Raw genomic sequence first — 24,569 nt, forward strand, 5'->3', positions numbered from 1 at the left:
CATCTTCGTAAAATGTTTCAGTTCTTTTCGCATTTGGTGAATACAACTTCATAACAAGGCATATGATTTGCGGTGTATCGGTAGCCTATTTCAAGCTGTACTAGTACGTTGACAACGACTCATATTAGCGCGAAAATATAAATAGAAAGATTCATCGGTTGACGGATAAATAACAAACAAGTTCGCATAAAGTAAGAGGGCATGACACGCTACGATCAGGTGTCTGCCCTTTTCTTGACTTCGTAACAAAGGAGAACCCACACCTATGTCCAAAAAAGGTTTGCTGCGCGGTTACGTGTTATCCAACTGGTCGATCTATCTCCTGGCTGTTCTTTTGATTATTGCGTCCAATGTCGGTCAGGCCTCCCTGCCCCGTATTCTGGGCAACTTTACGGATCAACTCTTGCAAAATACACTCCAGATGCAGACGGTGATCCGTTATAGCTTATCGCTACTTGCAATTGCAATTGCATACAACCTGCTGTTTGGTACCGGCCAGTTCATGATTATGAAACTGGGTCGGCGATTTGAATTTATAACTCGCGAGCGGATATTCCGCAAGTTTTCCGAGCTTAGCGAACACTATTTTTCCAAACAGGGCAACGGCAAGCTGCTCAGCTATTTTATGAATGATGTCACTTCCGTCCGGGAAGCCATATCCAACGGGGTTACGATGATGACCAATGCTGCCTTTCTATTATTGTCCTGTGTAGTGATGATGTTGCTTAGCGGCATTCCGCTGACACTGATCCTGATCAGCATTGTACCTCTGCTGGCCATTCCATTCCTGGTTGTGTTCTTCGGCCCACGGATTCGAAAGCGCTCCCGTGATGTGCAAGAGGCGCTCGCCACAATGACGGAATCTGCGGAGGAGCAGCTTGGCGGTATTCGCGTCATCAAAACATTTGCCATCGAGGATAACGCTCGTTCACGTTTTGGCGCAACCGTGGAGGATATCAAAAATAAACAGCTACGGTTAGTTCGTCTATCTTCCCTTTTTCAGGCTACACTTCCGTTGCTCGGTGCAACGTCTCTCGTAATTTCGCTACTGGTTGGAGGCATTCTAACGATGCAAAACTCCATTACGCTAGGTAGCTTTGTCGCTCTGACCTTGTATCTGCGAATCATTATGGGTCCACTTCAGCAGATTGGTAACGTGATTAATACGATGCAACGTTCAGGAGCCTCGCTCGAAAGAGTGAATGATCTCCTCAGTGAAGAACCCGATGTACAGGAGATCCCTGAGGCAGAGACACTGCAGAACATGCAGGAAATTAAGATCAACGATTTGACGTTTCATTATCCAGGTAGCTCATCGCCTGCGCTAAAACATATCCAGCTCCAGATTCATGCGGGGCGTACGGTTGGCATTGTCGGTAAAACAGGTTCAGGCAAAAGCACACTGGTCAAGCTGCTGCTCCGTACATACGAACCGCCGGAAGGCAGCATTTTCATCAATGGCACAGACATTCGGGAACTGTCACTGGACAGTCTCAGGTCTCAAATCGCTTATGTGCCTCAGGACGGCTTTTTATTCAGCACCACCATACGGGACAACATTGCATTCAGTGACCGTGAAGCGCCTATGGGTGACGTAGAAGACAGCGCCAAACAAGCGATGATCTATGAAAATATTGTGCGTTTCCCTGATCGTTTCGATACCCTGCTGGGTGAACGTGGACTTACGCTGTCTGGTGGACAGCGGCAACGTACCAGTCTCGCTCGCGGATTGATCAAGCAGGCTCAGATCCTAATTTTGGATGACAGTACGAGTGCCGTAGATGCCGTTACCGAAACAGGAATTCTCCGCAGTCTGCGTAAGATCGGCAAAGGCAAAACCACCTTAATCATCTCTCACCGTATCAGTGCCGTCCGTCATGCGGATGTCATCCTCGTGTTGGATGAAGGACAGATTGTTGAACAAGGGACGCATGCGGAGTTGATGGCTGCCAAAGGGCTGTATGCAGCGACCTATCGTTTGCAGGAGGAGGGATTACATCATGTCTGATGCGGATGCGAATCCTAAACACACCAACCATAATTCTAAACGTACCGATCAATCGGAGGCCTCCACCAACGATCAGCACAGTAAACGTGCTTCATTTAAAGAAATGATGGGTTATGCCAAACCGCATCGTTGGGCCTTTGCCGGCATATTTTTCTGCTCCTTGCTCGGCATATCCGCCGATTTGTTGCAGCCTTATCTGGTCAAGATCGCGATCGATGACCATCTGGCTGTAGGTCAAACCAGCACCTTGTTTCTCGTTAAACTCGCCGCCGTTTTTCTGGGGCTGGCTGTAATCAGTTTTATTTTTACCTATATACAAAATAATCTGTTGCAACATGTCGGGCAGAGCATCGTCTCCCGCATTCGCAAGGATTTGTTCAGACATATTTCCAAAATGTCCATGTCCTTCTTCGACCGCTTTCATATCGGCAGTCTGGTGACCAATGTGTCCAGCGATACGGAAACGATCAGCAGTTTCTTCACCCAAGTATTGCTCAGTCTGATTCGGGATGGCATGATGCTGGTGCTCATTATCTTTTTCATGTTTCAGCTCGATCCTATGCTCGCCGGTTATTCACTCATCGTACTTCCGGTCATCGCTGTCGTGGCTGCCCTGTTCCGCCGCAGACTGCGGAGCGCCTATCAGAATGCACGCACACGCCTTTCCCGTCTGATCGCGTTTACGGCGGAAAACCTGTCGGGTATGTTCCTGATTCAGGCGTTCCACCAAGAAGAAGAGCAGAAGAAACGCTTCCAAGAACAGAACGCCCTTCATCTGGAGGCAAACATTACACAGGCACGTTCCAATGTTATTTTTAACCGGACGTTTGACATCCTCGGTAACGCGGCGCTGGTGATGATGGTGTGGCTGGGTGGTCGCGCCGTACTGGGTGAGTCTTTGCAAGTCGGGGTGCTGTATGCGTTTATCAGCTACATTCGTCAGTTTTTTCAACCGATCAACCAGATTACAATGCAGTGGAATACCTTTCAATCGACTACGGTTTCGATGGATCGGATCTGGAACATTCTGAACACGAAGCCTGAAGTACATGACCCGTCCCCGGATCAGGCTTCGCGGCTGGAACCGCAACATGTGATGGGTCAGATTGATTTTAATGATGTATCCTTCGGTTACAAAGCAGATCGCCCTATTATTCAACATATGAATCTGCACCTGTACCCTGGAGAGATGGTCGGTATTGTAGGTACAACCGGAGCGGGCAAAAGCACACTGATCTCCCTGCTCAATCGTTTCTACGATGTCAATCAAGGTAGCATTCAAATCGATGGCACCGACATTCGCCACATTCCACAAGCAACACTTCACCGGATTGTTGGGCTGATTCAACAGGAGCCTTTCCTGTTCTCAGGCACGATTATTGATAACGTGAGAATGTTCAGGGAGGATATTACACGTGAGCAAGCGATGGAAGCATGCCGATTTGTTGGGGCAGATGCGATGATAAGTCGTTTGCCGCAAGGCTATGACACCCGTCTGTCCGAGCGCGGAAGCGGGTTATCCGCCGGTGAACGACAGCTGATCTCTTTTGCACGAATCGTTGTATTCCAGCCGCGGATTCTTATTCTGGATGAAGCTACGGCTAATCTGGATTCACACACCGAACAACTTGTACAACATGCACTGGAGTCCGTATCCCAAGGCAGAACCACGATTGTGATTGCACATCGCCTGTCTACAGTCATGCATGCTGACCGAATTCTGGTCATGGAACAAGGGTCTATCGTCGAGGAAGGATCACATCAGGAGTTGGTTGCGAGCCAAGGCGTGTATGCGGATTTGTACCAGCACGCACGGGAAGCAGGACAACAACCTAGCAAGTTGGGGTAATATTTTTAGCGTTAGTTTGAATTACAACATTCCTCTCAACAGGACATACGGCCCTAGAACCGCTAAGATTAAATTAACTAATTGTTCAAAACTGCCCTACCTAAATGCCGCAAGAACTCGTAAACTTGATATAGGATGCACAGGTCAAACAGGCCGCTCTGCTCGTGCAGGCGGCATTTTTGACATATGAATCTGCAATGAAAGGAGGTGACGATGATGTTGCCTGCAACTTCTGAGGAACACCATCAGGGGGAAATCCGCTATCGTCGCATCACAGCGATCTGGAAAGGGAGCCTTTGTTTCCTGTTTCTCGTCTTATGTGTATTGCTCTTATGGGTCATCGTTGCCGGGCAGACTGAGAGCGTGGAAAAAATCTATTACCCTATGGCTGCCATACTCGGCATGTGGATGGTGGGACCTTTTTTCTTTATGTTTTGGACCCGTTCCATTCAGCGCGTGGCGATCCTCGTCTCATGGGATGAACAATCTCTCCATGCGGGTCAGCGCCATATTCCATGGAACCAGATTCGCAAGATCGAGCTTGCTACACCTGCCCGAAGCAAATGGCAATTATCCGCCTCCCCCATGTACGCCTTGTATCTAAAGGACGGCACTCGAGTCCACATTCATACCGACCATTTGTTTGGAAAAAAAGAGCTACAGTCCTCCTTGTCTACTCTCCAAAAGACGTTAAGGGAACATCAAGGTCCTGACCTGGATTGAACTTGTCCAGGCCAGTACCTTCAGGATGATGATTTCTCCACTCCAATGGATAAACTCACCCTATAATTACCTAGCGGTAGCAGCGCTTCCAGCAGTTCACCGAGTTGCTCTGTTGTCCCTGTCTGCACCCGCATCAGGTAACAACCTTCTCCACTGACACGGTGGACTTCAACAATGTCCTCACGCCCTGCCACAAACGCACGAAAGGCAGCATGTTTATCGCCAGAGTTCAGAAATACCGTGACAAATGCCTTCAAGCCAAGGCCAAGGCGGTCCGGGTTCCATTTTACCGTATACCCTTCAATAACCCCCAGGTCCTGCAACTTGCGCACTCTCGCCCCAACCGCTTGTCCTGTCAGATGCACTTCCTCTCCGATCTCCTTGTTTGAACGCTTGGCATCCCGGATCAGAATCTGCAAAATGCGTACATCTGTGGCGTCTATCATTTCGTTCATAGGTACTCAGCATTCCTTTCACCTTGAAAATAGTCGGACCGATATGCATTCAGCAGGTTATGTACGACGTGAATCGGGTTGTATAACATATAGGATAATACTAAGAGAGAACCCGAAGGAGTGCAAATAAAATGAAAATCCAATTGATACGGCATGCCACCCTGTGGCTGGAATACGGCGGTCTGAAAATTCTGGTTGACCCCATGCTAATGGATGCCGAGAGTATGCCCGCTTTTCCAAACACGCCGAATGAGCTGCGTAATCCTGGAGTCAGTCTCCCCGAAACCGAAACAGATTATCTCAATCCTGATCTGCTGATTGTAACGCATACCCATGCCGATCATTGGGATGAAGCAGCCGCAAATCAACTGCAAAAAGATATCCCATTGCTGTGTCAGCCGGGGGACGAGCCTATTTTCATAAAAGCGGGATTTACGGATGTAACGCCTGTTGACGTGAAGCATGTTCATCATTCGGTGCAATTCTCGCGTACATCCGGTCAGCACGGTACAGGGGAGATTGGCAAACGTATGGGTAAGGTCTCCGGTTTTGTGCTTGAAGCGGATGAAGAACCAGTCACCTACATTGCCGGAGATACGATCTGGTGTGATGAGCCTGCGACAGCAATCAAACAATATAAACCAGACGTCATTGTAGTCAACGCCGGGGGTGCACGCTTCTTACAAGGTGATCCCATCACGATGGACGGACCCGACGTTGCTGCCGTGAAACGCGCCGCACCTTCCGCTCACCTCATCGCCGTTCACATGGATGCGATCAATCACTGCATGACAACACGTGCGGATCTAGCCGCTTACCTGGCAAAAGAGCAGTTGGAAGGCCAAGTGCTCATTCCAATGGATGGGGAAAGTTTCGAGTTTTGAATCACCGGCGTAAGCGAAGGGCTTTGCTTTAAGAGAGTATATTTGAATAAAAGACCGCATCCCCTTTCGTTAGGGTGATGCGGTCTTTTATGGATACTTCAGTTTTAAATTAAGTTAATTACTCTAGTTTACATGTTGCTCAAATCAGATTAGCCTTGGCAAGCAAACGTGCGACCATTTGAGCCACCTCGGCACGGGTAACGAATGCATCAGGTGCCAAATCAGTTCTGCCTCGACCAGTGATCACACCTGCTTCAATCATCTGCGCTGCACTCTTGACGGCCCAGGAAGATATGCCTTTTTCAAGCCCGTGATCCGCAAGAATCTGTTGAGCCTGTGCCTCTGATATTGTTGCGGATGGTGTTGCCAGTTCCAATGCTCTGGCTAATAAAACCATAGCTTCTTCCCGGGTCATATTACGATCAGGTTTAAAGCTTCCATCTGCATAACCGTTAACCAGATTATACTCATGGGCGCTACCAATCGCAGCTGAATACCACGCTTTCTGAGGTACATCAGAGAACATATTATTCACGGCTGTTGGTGCAATTCCCAGCGCTCGTGTAATGATCGTGGCAAACTCGGCACGGGTCATTTGCTGATCCGGACTATAGTTTCCATCACCTGTTCCCTCAATGATCATTCTGGAACCCATATCATTTACGGTGTTCTGTGCCCAGTGTCCAACCATATCCTTGAATTGAACGGGATTCAGAATCAGGGCATACGTGCTGTTGCTCAGACTGTTGATTACCGCTACATAGCGTCCGTCTCTGAGCGAAATACGAGTAGGTACATGCCGCACGGTTCCGTCCGGGTTAACAACTACACCTGTAGTAATACCGGAATTGGTTTTACCATTTTCAAGAGTGATTGTTCGCTCGACATACGAGTTAAATTGATGGATATCTACGGATTGATCGCCGTACACTCCCCTCACTGCGAATTCAATGGGTGCACCTTCAACTGTAAATTGATTTTGTTGCGCAGCGCGATTTACAGCATCATTTGCCGCCTGAGCAGGTTTGCCTATCTCCACTTGTACCTTCATGCTCTGCAAGGCAGTTCCCTCGCCAAAACCTTTAACAAGTGAATCAAGTGAAATCTGGCTGACAGGAAGGCTGTATGTTGCAAAATCTGTTTGTAACTTCAGAACCGCGCGGGATGCTTGCATCTCTTGAATCATGGAGCTATCCAGTTCACCAACCAAAACATCTGCTCCAGAAGGCACCAGAATGGTAACCACAGCACCTGAACCTTCGGTAGCCAACTTCTGTTTTAATTTTTCTGGATCAATACTAACCTTGCTTACAATTTGACCATTTTTGGTCGTTTGAGTTAAGAAGCCAATCTGTTCGGATACACCATTAACCAAAACATTGATGCCTTGATTGATACCCGGCTGAGGTGTCGATGATGTACCACCGGTCGTTACCCCACCTGAACCAGAGCTGTTGTCTGAACCACCTCCGCTTGAAGGCAACGCAGGAATAACGGTATTGGAAGGAGTAGATGCGAGACTGCTACCTACTACATTAATCGCTTTAACCGCAAACGTATAACTTACGCCATTGGTCAGACCTGTTATGGTCATTGGGCTTGAAGTTCCTTTCACCTGAATATTACCTGGGGAAGCTGTCACTTCATATTCAGTGATCGGGCTGCCTCCATCCTCACGTGGAACATCAAAGGTGATCGTCGCCTGACCATTGCCTGCGATTGCTTTTACATTCCTTGGCGCATGAGGAACGGTAGGGATTTTCAACCAAGGTGTCGCTTCACTAACCACACCGTTAATACTTTGCACCACATAATACTCGCCGCCTGCTGGCAGATTGTCAAATCGCATTTTGCCGTCGGATTGCAGTTCAGGCGCATTCGAAACCGGTATACCATTCGTTAGATATAAGCTGACCGTCGCTCCTTCATAAACCTGATCGACATCCAGATATCCAATACCTACACTCCCTACAGGTTTCCGCAATTGAACACCGACAAAAACGGAATTATCACTTTCTTCACCGTCTATGGTTTGTGTTACATAGTACTCTCTATTATCAGGTATTACATTTTCAAAACGATATGTGCTTCCTGTAACGGGTTCGGAGGTAGCTTTCAATATGCCGTTGCCCTCTACCAGATAGAGCTTCAATACAGCTCCAGTGGTGAATCCGCTTACGTCAATATATTCCGTTCCTGTTACTACTGTCGGACTGCCAGGCTTGGAGATGGAAAGTTCGACGTTGCTGGTGGATTCACTTACTACACCGTTGATCTGCTGTACAGCATAATATTCGGTTCGTTTCTCCAACCCTGTAAAAATTACTTTTTCTGACTGTCCCATGCCTGCTGTCTCTGATGAAACCAATCCCCCAGTTCCATTGTATAAAGAAACGGTTGCACCTGGATATACATTGCTGACCGTGACCGAAGTGGAATCAGCACTAGCTTGAGGTTTTCGCAAAGTGGAATTTACGAATTCAGAATTCTTACTTGCCTCTCCGTTAACCGTCTGAGTAATGTAGTATCCTCCTCCGGATTGAGGCTCAACTAATTGAAAAAGGTATGGGCTCTGTGTTACAGGAGGCGACGTGGCTACAGGGGAGCCATTCGATGCGCGGTACAGTTTCAGGATCGCTCCGGATGTAAAACCGCTGACCTCAATGCTTTCCTCCTTGCCTTCAGCTACAGGTTGCCCGGGAATGTTTGGTGATACGTAAACGACATCAGAATCCCTGACAACTTCATTGATGGTTTGCTTCGCAAAGTAGTAGGAACGACTGTTTAGATTAGAAAAAATAATCGTTCCATCCTGTTGCTCAGGCGTGTCAGAAAATAAAGTTCCATCCTGATTGTGCAGCGTAACGGCTGCTCCTGGATAAATGTTGCTGACTTTGATTGAATTAGCATCCACGATGGCTTGTGGCTTTCGCAAAATAGAATTCGTAAAATCGGAATTTTTACTTTCTACGTTATTTAATGTTTGCGTTACATAATAGCCTAACTTTTGAGGCACCACGGCCTTAAACGTATACGTAACATCCGTCACGGAAACGGAAGGCGAAGTAGATATTAATTCACCATTACTCACCTGATACAGCTTTAGAATAGCACCCTCATGAAAGTTGCTGACTACAATCTGTTCGGGTTCCAGTTCCAGTTTGGCTTCCGTTTTAGGCCTTTCTGGAGTTACAGTCACTTGGTTAGAACCTTCACTAACGACTTCATTAAATTTCTGATTAACATAGTAACCTGTTCCTGCTGTCACGTTTTTGAACAACACCGTGTTTTCGGATTGTACTTCAGCAGTAATGCTAACAGGTGTCCCGTTAGATTCATACAGTTTCACTTCCGCTCCAGGATAAACATCGGTAACCTTGACTTGCTCCACATCACCTTCCGCTTGCGGAGTGCGGAGACTGGCATTAACAAAGTCAGAATTTGGGCTTGTCGCCCCGTTCACTGTTTGTTCCACATAATATCCGTCCCGATCAGGGACGACTTGCTCAAACAAATATGTGCCTGTAACGGGTGGAGACGTAGCTACCAGTCCTCCGCCATTGACCCGGTAGAGCTTCAGTACAGCATCGGCTTCAAAGCCGGTAACCTCAATGCTTTCTACTTTGGAGGTAACTGTCGGTTTAGCCAGAGCAGCGAACACAACAGGAACCCTCCCCAACGTTGTTAAAACCAAACTCACAATCAAGCAGATTGCTGTAACCCTCAAAACCAACCTTCGCTCCATAGCATCGCTCTCCCTTTTCACCTGTGTATACTCCGGGACGCTTTAACGCGGAACACCCCCGTATTGCCGATAACGTCTGGAATATAATGCTATACTATCATAGAAAATATAATATAAGTTGATATTTTTCGACTTTATTCGCTAAAAATTTCAATTTCTAATTTATATTAGATGATATTGATTCCCTCCAGTCATCCATTCGTATGATGTAACTTACTCGCTGGCCTTTCTAACGATCACAGTAGACCCTATTTGGAGTGTTTTCGCCACTTTAAAATTCTAACGATCACAGCGGACCCTATTTCAGCGAAATGCCCACTTTTCCCTGGAATTTCACCCCTTTTTACTAAAATAACGTCTCTCATGATCGTTAGAATTAAAATGCGGCGTTAAATGCCTAAATAAGGTTTCCTGTGATCGTTAGCGCAATTGGATGGCGAAAAGGAACTCTACTGGGGAGCAACAAAAAAACGGTATGCGAATATTCGCATACCGTTTTTTTGTTGCACGTCGGCCTTACTTACCCACTTCAAACTTACTCTATTTCAGATTGAACCTACTTAAACACTCGTGTCGTTTCAGTCTTAACCTTATCTCACGCCAGCCTTAGCATCAATTCAGTGGCTTGCATACCATCATAAAGCCACTGCCTGCCTCTTATTGCACCTTCAAACGAATCACGTTCCAGGATGCTTTCGCGAGACTCGCGGTGATGAGCGTATCGGATACTACTGCTCCTCCACGATTATGCGGAACAACATTGTTAGGCTGTGCAGCTGTGTTAACCGCTTTGAGATCGTCCGCTTCCAGAACGATGTGCTCGATCAGAGTGCATTTGCCAAAACTGCGCAGGTCCACTTCAAGCGGCAGAGATTCTTGCAAGTGACGATTGACCGCAAACACAGTTACTTCTCCCTGCTCTTCGTTATGCACCGCAATGCCTTCCAGATAAGGAACATCTGTAATTTCTTTCGTATCGTATTTCGGTGATTGAATCAAAGGCACAAGTGCCGTGCCACGGCCATATACAGATGCATGCATGAACGGATAGAAGATGGTCTGTCTCCATGATGCTCCGCCCGTTTCGGTCATAATCGGAGCAATGACGTTAACGAGTTGAGCCAGACACGCCATTTTAACCCGATCCGCATGTTTAAGCATACTGATCAGCATACAACCCACCAAGAGTGCATCCTCGTGATTATAAATATCCTCCAGCTGCGGCGGAGCAATCTGCCATGCGTCCATTTTGGAATCATTCTCATGGGAGTGATACCAGACGTTCCACTCATCAAAGGACAGATACATCGTCTTTTTACTGCGTTTCTTCGCTTTGATATAATCACATGTCGCTTTCACCGTATCGATGAACCGATCCATCTCCAACGAGCGTGCAAGGAAGGTTGGCGTATCATCCTCCGGATTACCATAATACTGGTGCAGAGACAGATACTCTACATGATCATACGTATGATCCAGTACTGTTGCTTCCCAGTCTGGGAAAGAAGGCATGCCCAGGTTCGAGCTTCCACAAGCGACGAGTTCAATCGTTGGGTCCGTCCACTTCATAACTTTGGCTGCCTCCACGGCAGTACGTCCATATTCTTCAGCAGTCTTATGCCCAATCTGCCAAGGTCCGTCCATTTCGTTGCCCAGACACCATGTTTTGATCCCGTGAGGCTGCTTGTATCCATGTTGAATCCGAAGATCGCTGTAATACGAACCTTCCGGATGGTTGCTGTACTCCACGATATTACGGGCTGCATCCGCACCGCGTGTTCCAAGGTTAACCGCCATCATCACTTCGGAGTTAGCCTGTTTAGCCCAATCCACAAATTCGTTAAAACCAAATTCATTGGTTTCAATCGTTCTCCATGCCAGATCCAGCCTGCGCTTCCGCTCAGATACCGGCCCTACGCTATCCTCCCAATTGTAACCGGATACAAAATTACCCCCTGGATAACGTACAATCGGCACATGAAGCTCCTTCACCATTTCCAGTACATCTGCACGGAACCCCTGCTCATTGGCTGAAGCATGCCCCGGCTCATAAATTCCGCCATATACAGCACGTCCCAGATGCTCAATGAACGAGCCATACAAACGTTTATCCACTTCACCAATTGTAAAATCTTTATCCACCGTCATTTTCGCTTTTTCCATGAATGATCTCATCTCCCTAAGATTAATATAAAAATTAATTGATATTCTATGGATCAACGTTCATATTTATATTAAAATCGATAACAAGACATATTTCAACCCGAAATTCGAAAAATATTATTCTTTTCATTGAATTTATGTTTAACTTAATTCTATAAACGAAATTGGAGGAACATCTGTGATCAGAGCAAATACCGATGCCGAATGGCTCCCTTTATATGAAGCACTTGCCAGTGAAGTTCGGCTACAGATTATCCGCCTTGTGGCTGAGACACCAATGAATGTGAAAGATATAGCGGCATCCCTCGGACTGAGTAGCGCAATTGTTACCATGCATGTCCGCAAACTTCAAGATGTCGGCATTATTCAGTCCAAAATGGTACGCAAGGATGGCGGCACACATAAAATGAACAGCCTGGCTGTCGATTGGATTGGCATCTCCATGCCTCAAGAAACCGGAACATCCCGCAAGTTTCACGAGGTTTCCATCCCTGTTGGGCACTACACGCATTTTGACGTATATCCTACCTGCGGTTTAGCGACATCTGACCATGTCATTGGACAATATGATGATCCTCGTTATTTTTTGGACCCGGACCGGATGCATGCTCATATCTTGTGGATGGGGCGTGGATTTGTCGAGTATAAAATTCCAAACTACATGTTAACTGGGCAACAGATTGACGCCATTGAGCTGTCACTGGAGATCGGGTCAGAAGCCCCTTCCGTTAATCCAAACTGGCCTTCAGATATTACGTTCACATTGAACGGTATTCGTTTAGGGGAATGGACCAGCCCCGGTGACTCCGGCAATGGACGCGGCATATTCACGCCTGACTGGTGGAGTGATATCGTTAATCAGTATGGCATGCTTAAAGTGTTACGCATAACCCATGAAGGTACGTTTATCGATGGACAGCTTCTGTCGAGCATCACACTCGCTGATATTCCAGTGGAACGCAATCAGTGGACGTTGCGCCTTTCTGTGGAGGAAGATGCACGTCACGTCGGCGGAATGACCCTGTATGGTGAAGGATTTGGAAACTATAATCAAGACATTTTGTTCCGATTGTTCTATCACGATGGAATAGCACCTTTGTAAACTAAAGCACAAAAAAACACCTTTCATTTGCCAAAATAACGGTCAAATGAAAGGTGTTTTAATTTTATGTCACTGTCCTACAACGCACTGCCTCCGAACAGGAAGCGGGATTCCCAGTGCTTGCCGGCAATATCACTTACTGTCACACCGCCGCCAGCGTTGGAGTATGTATGCAGTATTTTACCGTTACCCAGATAAATACCCGTATGTGTAATCGTCGCCCGAGATTTGTTCACGCCACTGTAGGCTGATGCAGAAGTGCCTTTGTAAGACATAAAGTACATCAGATCACCACGTTTCAGGTTCTTCCAATTCGTTGTGACCGTACCTTTCTTCTTCACATAATCTCCTTGTTGGCGTGAGTCTGCCGGAAGTGTAATGCCAAGTCCATCAATAAAAGCTCGCCTTACAAAGCTGGAACAGTCAAACGTTGCCGTACTGTCGCGATCCGATGCATATTTATAGGGTGTCCCCATGTATTTCATTCCGGCCGCAATTACCTTCTCTACTGCAACACTTCCCTGACTTGTTGAGCCCTGACTAGAACCCGAGCCACTTGAACCGCTAGTCGTGCCCGTATTGCCTGTTGTTGATCCACCGCTTATCGCTTGTGTGTATTTGGATGAAGACGAGATATAACCTGTCCGATTAGAAGCATCTTTGATTTTATACCAATCCGATCCGGATTGCTCAAGCACAGTTAATGTTTCTCCTTTGGAAACCATACGAATAACTTTACCAGATGACGTTGGTGAGGTTCGAAGGTTTACACCCCAGATGACTTCTACTTTCGATTGATCTGCCGCTGCTGCGGATACCTGTCCTGTGAGCGCTGCCGTTGTTAGACTTCCCATCAGCAAGGCTGCTGTTACACTTGCCGTAACAATGGTATTCTTCCAGTTCATGATGTCGTGTCCCTCCGGATATTACAAAATTTTAACCAAGAAGCTATCTTCCTGGTTTGCCTTATTGTAAACGGGCATTCTCTAACGTTCATCAGCCCAAAGTCCTGCAAGGGTTTAGACAAGTGTGAGCACTAAGGATCAGGGAAAACGTTCTTCGGCTGGAAAAATAGAGCATACCCTACACGGAATGAACGGTTAATTTTTTGTAACTAATTGATACACCTTAGATTTCCACGTTTTGGTCAGGCAGACCTTTGCTACACGCGCATGCAACCTATGCACTAGATTTTAATATTTCTCCTCATCTAACTGGAAAACATTACTACGTTTCATTTCGTTTCAATCTGGAATACCTCTTTCACAAATGAAAATAAATGGATTTAAATCGTTGAACACGAGAAAAAACCGGGGATTTCTCCCCGGCCTTTCATCGGAAGTATAATCAACAGCAGATTGGAATAAAAGATCAGGCTTTCCGTTCCCGGCCCCAATTCCTGAAACTAACCCTTTCCCATCATTCCATGCTCCGCTTGCTGATTCAATTATGGCTCCATTCCCCACACTTTCACGCCATCCTGGTATGCTGTTACTTTTGTCCATGCACCAAATGCGGTTTGTGTAGCGGCAAAAGAGTAATCATTCGATTGATCAAAATTCGTCCAGTTGTTTTTGGAGGAACGTGTTTGAATGATTCCTGTCTCAGCACCAGCCGCCAGACTACCTGCTCCGGCAGTGAAGCTGATCTCCAGATACGTATCTGCCGTACCTTTTGCCGGCTCCACAGCTACAAATTTGCCCTGCACATTGGCACTGCCAACCTGTGCGTAGTCACACCAGAAGCTCAGATCAGCGGCACTATCTATCGTAAAGTAATAACGAAGTTTCACTTTGCTCAGATCGACGGCCGTTGTACCTGTATTCTTCACATTGAATTGTGGTGTAAGCGAGTTGCCTGAAGCCCCCGAGCCTCCATTGCGATACTGCACTTCAAGTGTTCCGGTTGAAATCGGAGCAGCCATCGGTGTCAGCACAACCACATTCGAGTTCGTCTGTCCATCGGCATTGATGGCAACCACTCTGTAGTTATAGGCCGTACCATTCACTGCTGTTGCATCGGTATACGTCAGTGCCGTCAGCCCTGTCGCAAGATTGGCATACGCACCTGTACCTGTCGAACGCTGCACGTTATAGGTTGCCGCTCCGGTTGAAGCCGTCCAGTTCAGCACAGCTTTGGCATCCCCTGCTGTTCCACTCAGGGTAAAGGCTCCTGGTATAGCTACTCCGGCCTGCGGTGTTGCCGTAACCTGCGCAGATGGCGCGGACTCACCAGCACTATTTACAGCGGTAATGACATAATAGTATGCTTTTCCATTCGTCAGTCCGGTGTCTGTAAACGTAGAACCGCTAACGCCAGTTGCTACAGAAGTATACGGGCCACCGTTCACTTCGGCACGTTTTACGGTATAGGAAGTTGCTCTCGCCGCAGTATTCCAGTTCAAGACCACTTGTTTGTCACCGCCTGCAGCAGTTACACCTGCAGGAGCGGCAGGTGCTTCCACGCCTGGTGTTTCGCTGTCACCAAGGAGACGGTCGAACTCTCCATAAGCGGTAGCCATATCAACCTGTGACCAGAAACGGTGATACGTAAAGGTCGGTGCACCATTTTCCCACTGCTTCGTGGTCGGGTTGTAAGATGTTTTGTACTTGTTCTCCAGATAAGCCCAAGCCGGATCTTGCTTGATTGCAGGACGCAGATCGGAGTATCCGATGTACACGCCATTCCCGCCTTTTGCCGGATCGGAAGGTACACCTGCGGTGCCTGGAATCGTATTACCTTGACCGAACGTACCCGTCCAGTTTGCCGGCAGATAGATCTCTTTCGCGAAGTAACGGAAGTAATCTTTACGCTCTTCCTCTGTCACAATACCTACACCATCATTGTAATCCCAAGCTGTATCGAGCAACGTCTGAGCCAAGTCTTTGGCTTCCTGACCTTTCACACTGAGCGTACCGTTCTCTGCCTCAGTTCCAGCTGCGAAGAACGTCAATGCTTTGATATAACTTCCCAGTACCCCTGTATCCTGTACTGGATCTTTAGTAATGGCATGGAAGTTTGGATTATTCGTATAGGTGCTGAATCCATTCCATTTATCCGGCTGTCCTTGCCATTCCTGACCACCTGGAATCCAGAACTCGCCTGGAGCCGGAGTTGTTGCTACCTGAACATTTTTTCCACCGAGAATACGCTGTCCTGCAGCATTCAAATAGTAGCCTTGAGCATCCGTTACAGGGCGCTCACCAGCAAACACATAATCTTTGGTCCAGTCCACCCATTTTGTAATGACCTGTTTAGCCATTTTGAAGTTCTCAGAGGTCAAGTCACCGCTCTCTGCCAAGATGTAATACATCTCCGCCACACGCTCCAGCGGCCATGCCTGGAATCCGAACCACGTGTTGGAATCCGGGTCGCGATATACTGGTGCTTCCTGATAAGCCATATCATAGAACGTGCTCACACCTGCCGGGTAAGATGCGTAGGAACCACCAATGCTGTTGGTTGCCCCGCCGCCAACTGCACCTTCATGGGATTGCAACCATGTGTAGAATTCGAGCTGACGTTTTAACGTCGCATTCCAGTCCGCTTTGGCTGTAGGTGACTCTGGAATCAAGCCGCCTGCCGGATCAGACAGGGCATATGCTGCAACCGGGTTTTGATAGGCCTGGTGCGTGTGACTTGCTCCAATACGCCATGCCCAATCCCCGCCTTGACCCAATCCACCGCCCCATGACGTATACCAAGCCATGAGATACATGTTGGAGTCTTTACCTGTACCTGGAGTTGGTGTACCGTTCTTCGCACTTCCAACCTTCTGGAAATACTTGTCGTACATCCCGTACCGCAGATAGTCACCCATCTTTTTGGCTTTATCAAGATACTCCGTATTGTTATAGCCCATCTCTTTCGCCCAGTACAGTACCTGTACTGCACGCGCATCCGCATCCGTTGCATTGGTATAACGCCACTGTGCCGATGGAGCCTGATTTTCCTTCGTAAACAGACTCATGAACCCTTCGCCTGCTTTACCAAATGATTTATCATCCTGGGATGGATGAGGAACAGCTTCCCACACGGACTCTTGCTCCCCACGCTGGAACGTATTCACATACGTTGACGTATGAGAAGGATTTAACAGATTTCCGTATCCATACCAGTCATCCACGTCGATCAGCCAGTGCATCAGATACGTCTGGTTGTTACCATAGGTTGCCTTGAGCTCGGCATCGAGTGGGTCCTTACCTGCTGCATACTGACCATTCAGGTTGGAAGGATACTGGTCTGGGAATGGTTTTTCAGCTGCATATGTTGCAGGACTGTTCGGATTGTACTTGCTCATCGTTGGTTGCTCTTCCTTGCCGTCCCCTTCATTCACCGGAATAATGTACTTCTCCATATTATCCCAGGCCGCTTCCAGTTTGCTCCAATCGCCCGTGTAGTGACCATACATCGTCTCTAGCCACAACCAGTAGCTGTACGCCTCCGACGTAGACATATGTCCATAATCCGGTGCTTCACTCAGCAACGTTTCAATGGAGTGATAAGGAATCCCTTCTGGAGAAAAGTATCCGTTCGCCGGGTCTTTTAATTGACCGTATAATTGCAAAAAGCGAGCCTCATTCACTCCATCGGCCTGAATTTCAATCGCCTGATCGGCAGCATGTGCCGTTTCAGAACCAGCCCACAGTCCCGTGTATCCCGTCAGCATGACGGTTCCTGCCAGCATGGCAGTTAAACTCTTTTTTGCAGCTGTTTTCAACATGAATATATACCTCCCTGGTATAGTGGAAATTTAATATCGATGCTGCTGGTCTGCCCATGCTGTTCTTTGGCCTCTTGCCTGTCAAAGTTCTTTGATTTACGGCTCCAGCCCCCATACTTGGGTACTGCCTTGATACGCGGTCACTTTGTTCCATGCAGCAAAAGCAGTCTTGGAACCATCATAGGAGTAATCATTGCTCTGATCGAAGTTACTCCAGTTATTTTTTGAAAAACGTCCCTGAATCACGCCCGTTTCTGCTCCGGCTGCCAAACTGCCCGCTCCAGAGGTAAAACTGATCTCCAGGTACGTATCCGCCGTTCCTTTCGCCGGGTTCACGTTCACAAACTTTCCTTGCACATTCGCTGTACCTACCACAGCATAATCACACCAGAAGGTCAGATCCTCAGTGCCATCTTTGGTAAAGTAATACCGGATTTTAACCGTGCTCAGATCAATTGCCTGTGTACCCGTGTTCTTCACATTAAACTGAGGAGTTACCGCATTACTGGAATTCCCGGACCCTCCGCTTCGATACTGCACTTCCAGCGTACCCGTTGACACAGGCGGTCCCGAAGGTGTCAGTACAACCACGTTAGATAACGATTGCCCACTTGCGTTTACGGCAACAACCCGGTAATTATACGAAGTTCCATTAAGCGCTGTCGTGTCCGTGTAGGTCAACACCGTCAACCCGGTCGCTACATCCGCAAACGTACCATTGGCCGCGGCACGTTGTACCTTATAGCTGGCAGCTCCAGATGCTGCTGTCCATGACAACACCGTTTGATTGTTGCCAGCTGTTCCACTTAAAGTAAGAGCTCCTGGCACAGTTGAACCGGCCTGCGGCGTCCCGAGCACTTGAACAGAAGCTGGCGATTCGCCGGCTGCGTTTACAGCGGTCACCACGTAATAATACGCCTTGCCATTCGTCAATCCTGTGTTGGTGTAAGTCAATCCATTCACACCTGTCGCAACGGTTGTGTACGGGCCACCACTAACCTCGGCACGCTTCACCGTGTATGATACAGCCCCAGCGGAGGCAGTCCAGCTCAGCGTCACCTGATTGTTGCCAGGAGAAGCTTGCACTCCAGTAGGAGCGACTGGCACGGTCACGGGTGTAACACCCGGCTCCTGTCCATATACCTTCACTCCAGCATCATATACAGGAATGTGTGCACTTTTTACCGGAGTTCCTGTCGTCAGGTTCTGGTAGGAAGGATCATTCGCCGGATTCCATGCCCCTTGCGGTCCGGTAATCCGGAACTGAACTTCCTTGCGATAATTCCCCTCTCCGCCTGGATAAATTTTGGTATTACTGAAGTCTGCTGTAACGGCGTAGATCCGCTTGGCGGCATCCACGACGACAGGTTGAGAAACGGTTGCACCTTCAGTAGAGGATACTGTGACTTGAACATCGGATACGGTGCGTCCCGCAGCATACACTTCACTCAAATCGAGGAAATATTTGAAGGAAAGCTTATCTCCCATCCGTGCAGGCCAGCCTGAGCGGTTGTTAAGCAATGCGCGGATTTCCGTATAATTGGAGCCTGATGACCGCACGGCAGCCTCTACAAAGTACTCGTCACCTTTGACTTCAGGAGCAGGGAAATTCGCCAGAGGTTGATGATTCTGTCCATAGAGCAGATTCATCTTGGCGAGTGCACCCGTGAAGCCCGCATTATAATCCGTCGCCACCTCATTGCTCACATAGTCCGAAATATCGTCCGTATATTGATCTGACGCATTGGGTCCTCCCACCATGGCGCCGTATAAAATATGACGGTGATTCGCCGGAATATCTTCGTTGTTCATCCATGAACTATGAGCGGTACGATGATGCGGATGCTGTGGCGGATTTTTTCCGTACCCCACAACATAACTGCTCTGACGAGGATTATCTCCTAAAATGTAATTCATCTGTGAAGTCGCAAAGTTTTGATATCTGGATTTTTTCACAGGGTCACTAACCCAATCGGAGTACACGAATGCAATGAATGCTGCATTGGCTGTATATCGGAGTGAACCCCACTGATCCAGCCACGCCAATCCGCCCGGGGTGTAAGTCACACGCCCTCCATTCGTGCCAACCGTCCAATAATCGAGATTGCGCTCGGTTGATTGGATGAACTTTGTTGCCTCCGGCATATTCAAACTGGAGGTGATTCGGGCAAGCAGAATCTGGGCGCCGTAATGTTTACTATCCCAGCCCTGTGTCCAGGTATAGGGCCAGTTCGCGGAACCTCCGCTTGTAGACCACCGATCTGCAGCTGCCATCGCCTTGGACAAGTAAGCGTTATCATTGGTAGCTAAATAAAGCCATGCTCCGCCCCACGCGAGCTCATCTTCATATCCCGTCCACGAATTATAAAATGCAGCAGCGTCAGTAATACAATCGGTGTATTTTCCCCGATATGTATCTGCAAAGTTGTACAGTTCTTTCGCATGCTGAAGCATCTTCGCCGAGTAGGTTGGATCATCATCTGCAAACACGATGGATGCCGCCGCCAGTGCAGCAGCCGTTTCTGCCGCCAGATCACTTCCCGGACAAGAAGCATCGATCTTGAACGAAGGCCGGTTCATCTGCATCACCTCTGCAGGTCCCCACCAAGCATGATCGATATTGCCACCTCCGACTTGTCCCCATAATTCATTTGGCTTGGTATGCGCTTTCATAAAATAGTCGGTTGCCCACCGGATATTATCTTTGATTTCCTCCAGTTGTCCGGCTTGCTCATAGCCGTCGGCATACTCAACGACAGACCAGGCTAGCATGGTTGCCGAAGCAGCCATTGGAAATCCAAATTTCACATGATCTCCAGCATCATACCAGCCGCCGGTCAGATCGACACCGACATCGGCGCCATCCTGCAGTCCCGAGTCGCCTCGCCATTCAACCCGATTATTGGCAGGCAACGGGCCTGAGCGTTGCGCTTCATAGAAATAAATAGCCTTTTGTAGTGCTTCGGCATAGTTATGATCTCCGGCGGCCGCATCCGCCTGACGTAATCCTGTATTCATAGAAAAGCTCCCTGCGAGAAGTCCTGCCGATAACGTTACCATAGCAACGCGTCTCCACCAGCGCCCTTTCATAAATCATGTTCATCTCCTTTTCTCGAAAGTTCCAGATGAATGCTTCCCAATATTCTGAGTGACCTCGCTCCTCTCCATGGTGGTAACTCGATGTAATTTCCACCATTAATTACCATTATAGTCGTTTGTTTGACTTGAAATATCAACATTGGTGACTTCTGAAATAACATTGTTGTGACTTGATCAGCGTGATATGACAAAAAAGCTGTTTCTACACCGGACATGCCGGGAAGAAACAGCCTTTTTGACGATCTGCTTTTGCAATCTATACTTTGAATTTGTTCACCTGTCCCTGCAATTCCTCCGCCATTTTGGATAACAATCCAGCTGAGGAAGCAATCTCTTCCATGGAAGCCAGTTGCTCTTCGGTTGCAGCAGATACGTTGTGTACAGCACCCGCGGCTTCCGAAGCAATATTGGAGATTTGACCCACGTAACTTACAACCTCATTTGTGCTAGCTGACATCTCCTCAGAACCGGCAGATACTTCTTGAATCTCACCAGCGACCTTGTTGGCAGCGTCCGAAATCTGTTCGAAGGCTTGACCCGCTGCAGCCACCAATTCAATGCCGGCTTCTGTTTCATTACTGTTTACTTTTACAGCTTGTACAGCATGATCCGTATCTTGCTGAATCAGTTGTACAATCTGTGTGATCTGCTGTGCAGAAGCGGAGGATTCTTCCGCCAGCTTGCGCACCTCTCCCGCAACGACAGCAAAACCTCTACCGTGCTCCCCTGCTCTTGCCGCTTCAATCGCTGCATTCAAAGCGAGCAAATTGGTTTGACGGGCGATGTTATTGATCACTTCAGTGATCGTGCCAATCTCGGCAGAACGTTCGCCGAGTCCTGTAACCAGTTCTCTCAAGGAAGCGATGGAGTTACGAACCGATCCCATCTGTTCAACCGCTTGCTGAATGATTTTGTTTCCTTCCGATGATTGATTCGCCGCATCCACAGCGGATACGGATACACTTTGAGCCAGTTCGGCAATCTGTTCTGAACCCAAAGCCATCTCATTCATCGCCTGCGAAGAACGCTTCACGATATCAACCTGATTCGATGTTCCTACAGACAATTCTTCCACGGTTTCAGTAATTTGCTCTGAAGCTTTTGCGTTTTGCTCTGCACTTGCGAGAAGCTCTTCCGATGATGCCGCAACTTGCTCCGAGGTTTCGGATACGGATTGAATCATTGAACGCAGATTTTGACTCATTGTATTGAAGGATTCTGCCAGGACACCCAGCTCATCCCGGTTCTTCAATGTAATTGCCTCACCTGTCAGGTCACCATCAGCAATCTTTGCTGCAACTTCACTCATCTTTTTAACCGGACGAGAGATCATACTCGCGATGAAAAGTGCAATGAATAAGGATAACAACGTTGCAACGATCGCTACAACTAAAATGATGTTAAAAGCATTCTCAGCTAGCTTGACCGATCCGGCAGCAATTTCTTTTGCTCCACTATTGCCAAGATTGATTAATTGAGTAATCAGATCGTTGGCTGTATACCACATTGGATAGGCTGCTGTATGTAGCATGCTGGCCGTAGTATAATCATTTTTCAGACCATAATCGACAAACTCCGGCATTTTCTGCAAATACGAATCATAATTGGTAGAAAACTGTTCGTACAATTGCTCCGCTTGAGGATCACCCTTAATGAAGGTAAGCAATTGTTTGCGCTCATCCTCAATCTTGGCAAGCAACACTTTCAATGCTTCGTTCAGTTTCTCCGTCTCACTCGGGTTCTGTTCTACAATGATGGCTAGTGCCAACCGTTCCACATCGGACACATCACCATTCATAATCCCAAGCAAACTAACACTTGGCATCGAATTCTGGTCGATCTGTCTTGACTTGTTAGCCATTGTAAATACTTGTGTCAACGTGTACACACTAACAAAGATAAGCAATGCCAACACAATTAAGAAGCCAGTTAATAATTTGGCACGAATCGAAAATTTCACTTTCCCCGATGCGTTCCCCCGCATTTTCCCCATGTTCCCACTCCTCCAACTTTCCCCAATAAACTAGTACATCTATATAATATATCGACATAGATATTCTTCGAGTGAATATATGAAATCTTAGTTTTAAGAAAATTTCTCTTAACAATGAAATAAGTATATTTAATAGACTATATTTTCATAGAACTAACCAAAGTAGATTTCCACCCTTGTGGATGGTCACGAATTTCCCAAGAAAGCGACGAAACTCCATAATGATTGTTCCAACCACAACAAGCAAACTATTCGTAAAACAATATTGAATTTAAATTTATTTTCGGAATCAAGGAGGACATTTCACTTTCTTTTTGTTAAACTAGTTTGGGGATCTATCAGTTCTACATAAGAAAGGTGAGATTATGTTTAAAAAATGGTTATGGGGTACAGCCCTGACCTTGGCACTTGTTGTAACAGGAGTCATTGTCTACTACGGATATTCGATCGTTCATTTTGCCAATAGCATTTCGACTGCCGCATCTAGCGATTCGCCTAATTCTAGTAATGCCTCGAACAGTACGGAAAGCTCCGATACCCCCAAGGTCGTCATACCGAAGTGGGACGGCAAAGAGAGAGTAAATATCTTATTAATTGGTGGTGACTCGAGAGGGGATGACGCCGGGCGTTCAGACTCGGTGATGGTTGCTTCGATTGATCCAGTTTCCAAAAAGGCCCACCTGTTCTCCGTACTTCGCGACACCTACGTTAACATCCCAGGCCATGGCAAAAGCCGCCTTAACGCCGCCTATTCCTTCGGGGGAGCCGAATTAACCAAACAGACGGTCAGCGATCTGCTCGGTATACCGATTCAGCATTATGTCTATACGGACTTTACAGGCTTCATGGCTCTCGTTGATGCGCTGGATGGTATCGATATTGATGTGGAAAAAGATATGTACTACACAAGCAAAGCGGATAAACACATGTATGATATTGATTTAAAAAAAGGGCTGCAACATATGGATGGCAAGACAGCCCTCCAGTATGTCCGTTTCCGGCATGATGCAACCTCCGATTTCACACGTACAGAGCGTCAGCGCATCTTTATGACCGAACTTGCCAAGAAGATGCAGAGCACCACTTCGCTCTTTAAAATCCCTGAGATGCTGGAAGCCATTGCTCCTTATATCAAAACAGATCTGAGCCCAACCCAAATGCTGAAGCTCGCTTCACTGGGCTTTGACATTCGTGTGAACGAGATTGATCAGCAACAGATTCCACCGAACAAGTTGCTTACGAATGAGCGGGCTGGATCTGCTCAGGTATTAGGTGTGAATGTGCCCAAGCTTCAAGCTTACATTCAGAAGTTATTTGAAGAAGATAACCAGTCTTCCTCTGATAGCTCAGTAACTGGGAAATCAAACGAGTGACTATCACATAATCACCAGTAAAAAGACGGCTTAGGCCGTCTTTCGTATTATCAGGTTAGCCAGTTATTACTGGTTGGCCTATTTTTTTTGCTGTTTTACGATGGGGGGAGCCGGGAAAACGTGAGCGTCTTAGGGGCATGACCCCGTCAAAAAAACTGTTTTCCCACGACCTCCAAAAGACCATGTTTGAGCTGGTAGGGGCGGTAGACCTCGTATAACAAGCGAAGCTATGGGTTTGGAACCATCGTGGAAAAGGCCGGCGAAACCAAAGACAAGGAGTGAGGAGATGGAACCTGTTGTTGGTGTAGATGTCGCTAAAGGTTCAAGTGTGATACAGGCATTTCATAAACGAAATGAGCCCGTTGGTAAAGCTACCGTCATTGAGCATGTTGCGAGTGGGTTCGAACGATTCACGGAGATATTAGGCACCCTTCAAGCCGAAACGGGAGTTG

General features: G+C 47.4%; 13 protein-coding genes. 6 read left to right on the plus strand and 7 right to left on the minus strand.

Going from position 1 to position 24,569, the window contains the following annotated elements:
* Nucleotides 1-265 precede the first annotated feature (265 nt).
* From BLQ13_RS09360 to BLQ13_RS09370, 3 genes are all read left to right on the plus strand, one after another.
* Entirely contained in the window at nucleotides 266-2,008 is a 1,743-nt protein-coding gene (locus tag BLQ13_RS09360) for an ABC transporter ATP-binding protein (protein WP_090918408.1), read from the plus strand.
* Nucleotides 2,001-3,857 carry an ABC transporter ATP-binding protein gene (locus BLQ13_RS09365; protein ID WP_090918409.1) on the plus strand — a complete coding sequence of 619 codons (1,857 nt, stop codon included), beginning with the start codon at nucleotides 2,001-2,003 and terminating at the stop codon, nucleotides 3,855-3,857. Before BLQ13_RS09360 ends, BLQ13_RS09365 begins: the two co-directional genes overlap by 8 nt.
* 213 nt (nucleotides 3,858-4,070) lie before the next feature.
* Nucleotides 4,071-4,580 (plus strand): hypothetical protein, encoded by a 510-nt coding sequence (locus tag BLQ13_RS09370; RefSeq protein WP_139168871.1) that lies wholly within the window; start codon nucleotides 4,071-4,073, stop codon nucleotides 4,578-4,580.
* A gap of 20 nt (nucleotides 4,581-4,600) precedes the next feature.
* Here BLQ13_RS09370 and BLQ13_RS09375 read toward each other — a convergent pair whose 3' ends face one another.
* On the minus strand, nucleotides 4,601-5,035 hold the full coding sequence (locus BLQ13_RS09375) for an Lrp/AsnC family transcriptional regulator (protein ID WP_090918413.1): 435 nt from the start codon (nucleotides 5,033-5,035) through the stop codon (nucleotides 4,601-4,603).
* A 131-nt stretch (nucleotides 5,036-5,166) separates the two neighbouring features.
* Between BLQ13_RS09375 and BLQ13_RS09380 the strand changes: the two genes are divergently transcribed.
* On the plus strand, nucleotides 5,167-5,919 hold the full coding sequence (locus tag BLQ13_RS09380; protein ID WP_090918415.1) for an MBL fold metallo-hydrolase: 753 nt from the start codon (nucleotides 5,167-5,169) through the stop codon (nucleotides 5,917-5,919).
* Nucleotides 5,920-6,058: 139 nt separating this feature from the next.
* On the opposite strand, the gene BLQ13_RS09385 is transcribed toward BLQ13_RS09380, so the two are convergent.
* Both BLQ13_RS09385 and arfA read right to left on the minus strand, forming a co-directional pair.
* On the minus strand, nucleotides 6,059-9,580 hold the full coding sequence (locus BLQ13_RS09385; RefSeq protein WP_167375693.1) for an S-layer homology domain-containing protein: 3,522 nt from the start codon (nucleotides 9,578-9,580) through the stop codon (nucleotides 6,059-6,061).
* A gap of 741 nt (nucleotides 9,581-10,321) precedes the next feature.
* Nucleotides 10,322-11,827: an arabinosylfuranosidase ArfA gene (arfA, locus tag BLQ13_RS09390; RefSeq protein WP_090918419.1), complete on the minus strand. Its 1,506-nt coding sequence runs from the start codon at nucleotides 11,825-11,827 to the stop codon at nucleotides 10,322-10,324.
* Between the two features lie 181 nt (nucleotides 11,828-12,008).
* On the opposite strand from arfA, the gene BLQ13_RS09395 reads away from it, so the two are divergent.
* Nucleotides 12,009-12,929 (plus strand): ArsR/SmtB family transcription factor, encoded by a 921-nt coding sequence (locus BLQ13_RS09395; protein ID WP_420848924.1) that lies wholly within the window; start codon nucleotides 12,009-12,011, stop codon nucleotides 12,927-12,929.
* Between the two features lie 77 nt (nucleotides 12,930-13,006).
* Here BLQ13_RS09395 and BLQ13_RS09400 read toward each other — a convergent pair whose 3' ends face one another.
* From BLQ13_RS09400 to BLQ13_RS09420, 4 genes are all read right to left on the minus strand, one after another.
* Nucleotides 13,007-13,834, minus strand: coding sequence for a C40 family peptidase (locus tag BLQ13_RS09400; protein WP_090918423.1), 828 nt, complete (start codon nucleotides 13,832-13,834; stop codon nucleotides 13,007-13,009).
* A 542-nt stretch (nucleotides 13,835-14,376) separates the two neighbouring features.
* Nucleotides 14,377-17,652, minus strand: a complete 3,276-nt coding sequence (locus tag BLQ13_RS09410; protein ID WP_090918427.1) for a glycoside hydrolase family 48 protein — start codon at nucleotides 17,650-17,652, stop codon at nucleotides 14,377-14,379.
* A 96-nt stretch (nucleotides 17,653-17,748) separates the two neighbouring features.
* Nucleotides 17,749-20,670 carry a glycoside hydrolase family 9 protein gene (locus BLQ13_RS09415; RefSeq protein WP_244159260.1) on the minus strand — a complete coding sequence of 974 codons (2,922 nt, stop codon included), beginning with the start codon at nucleotides 20,668-20,670 and terminating at the stop codon, nucleotides 17,749-17,751.
* Between the two features lie 337 nt (nucleotides 20,671-21,007).
* A complete protein-coding gene (locus BLQ13_RS09420) occupies nucleotides 21,008-22,744 on the minus strand; it encodes a methyl-accepting chemotaxis protein (protein WP_244159261.1) in 1,737 nt (578 codons plus the stop codon).
* Between the two features lie 365 nt (nucleotides 22,745-23,109).
* Here BLQ13_RS09420 and BLQ13_RS09425 point away from each other — a divergent pair, with 365 nt between their 5' ends.
* Nucleotides 23,110-24,117 (plus strand): LCP family protein, encoded by a 1,008-nt coding sequence (locus BLQ13_RS09425; RefSeq protein ID WP_090918431.1) that lies wholly within the window; start codon nucleotides 23,110-23,112, stop codon nucleotides 24,115-24,117.
* Nucleotides 24,118-24,569: the final 452 nt, after the last annotated feature.

Origin of the sequence: Paenibacillus polysaccharolyticus (genome assembly GCF_900102085.1) — a bacterium.
In the GTDB taxonomy this organism is placed as follows: domain Bacteria; phylum Bacillota; class Bacilli; order Paenibacillales; family Paenibacillaceae; genus Paenibacillus; species Paenibacillus polysaccharolyticus.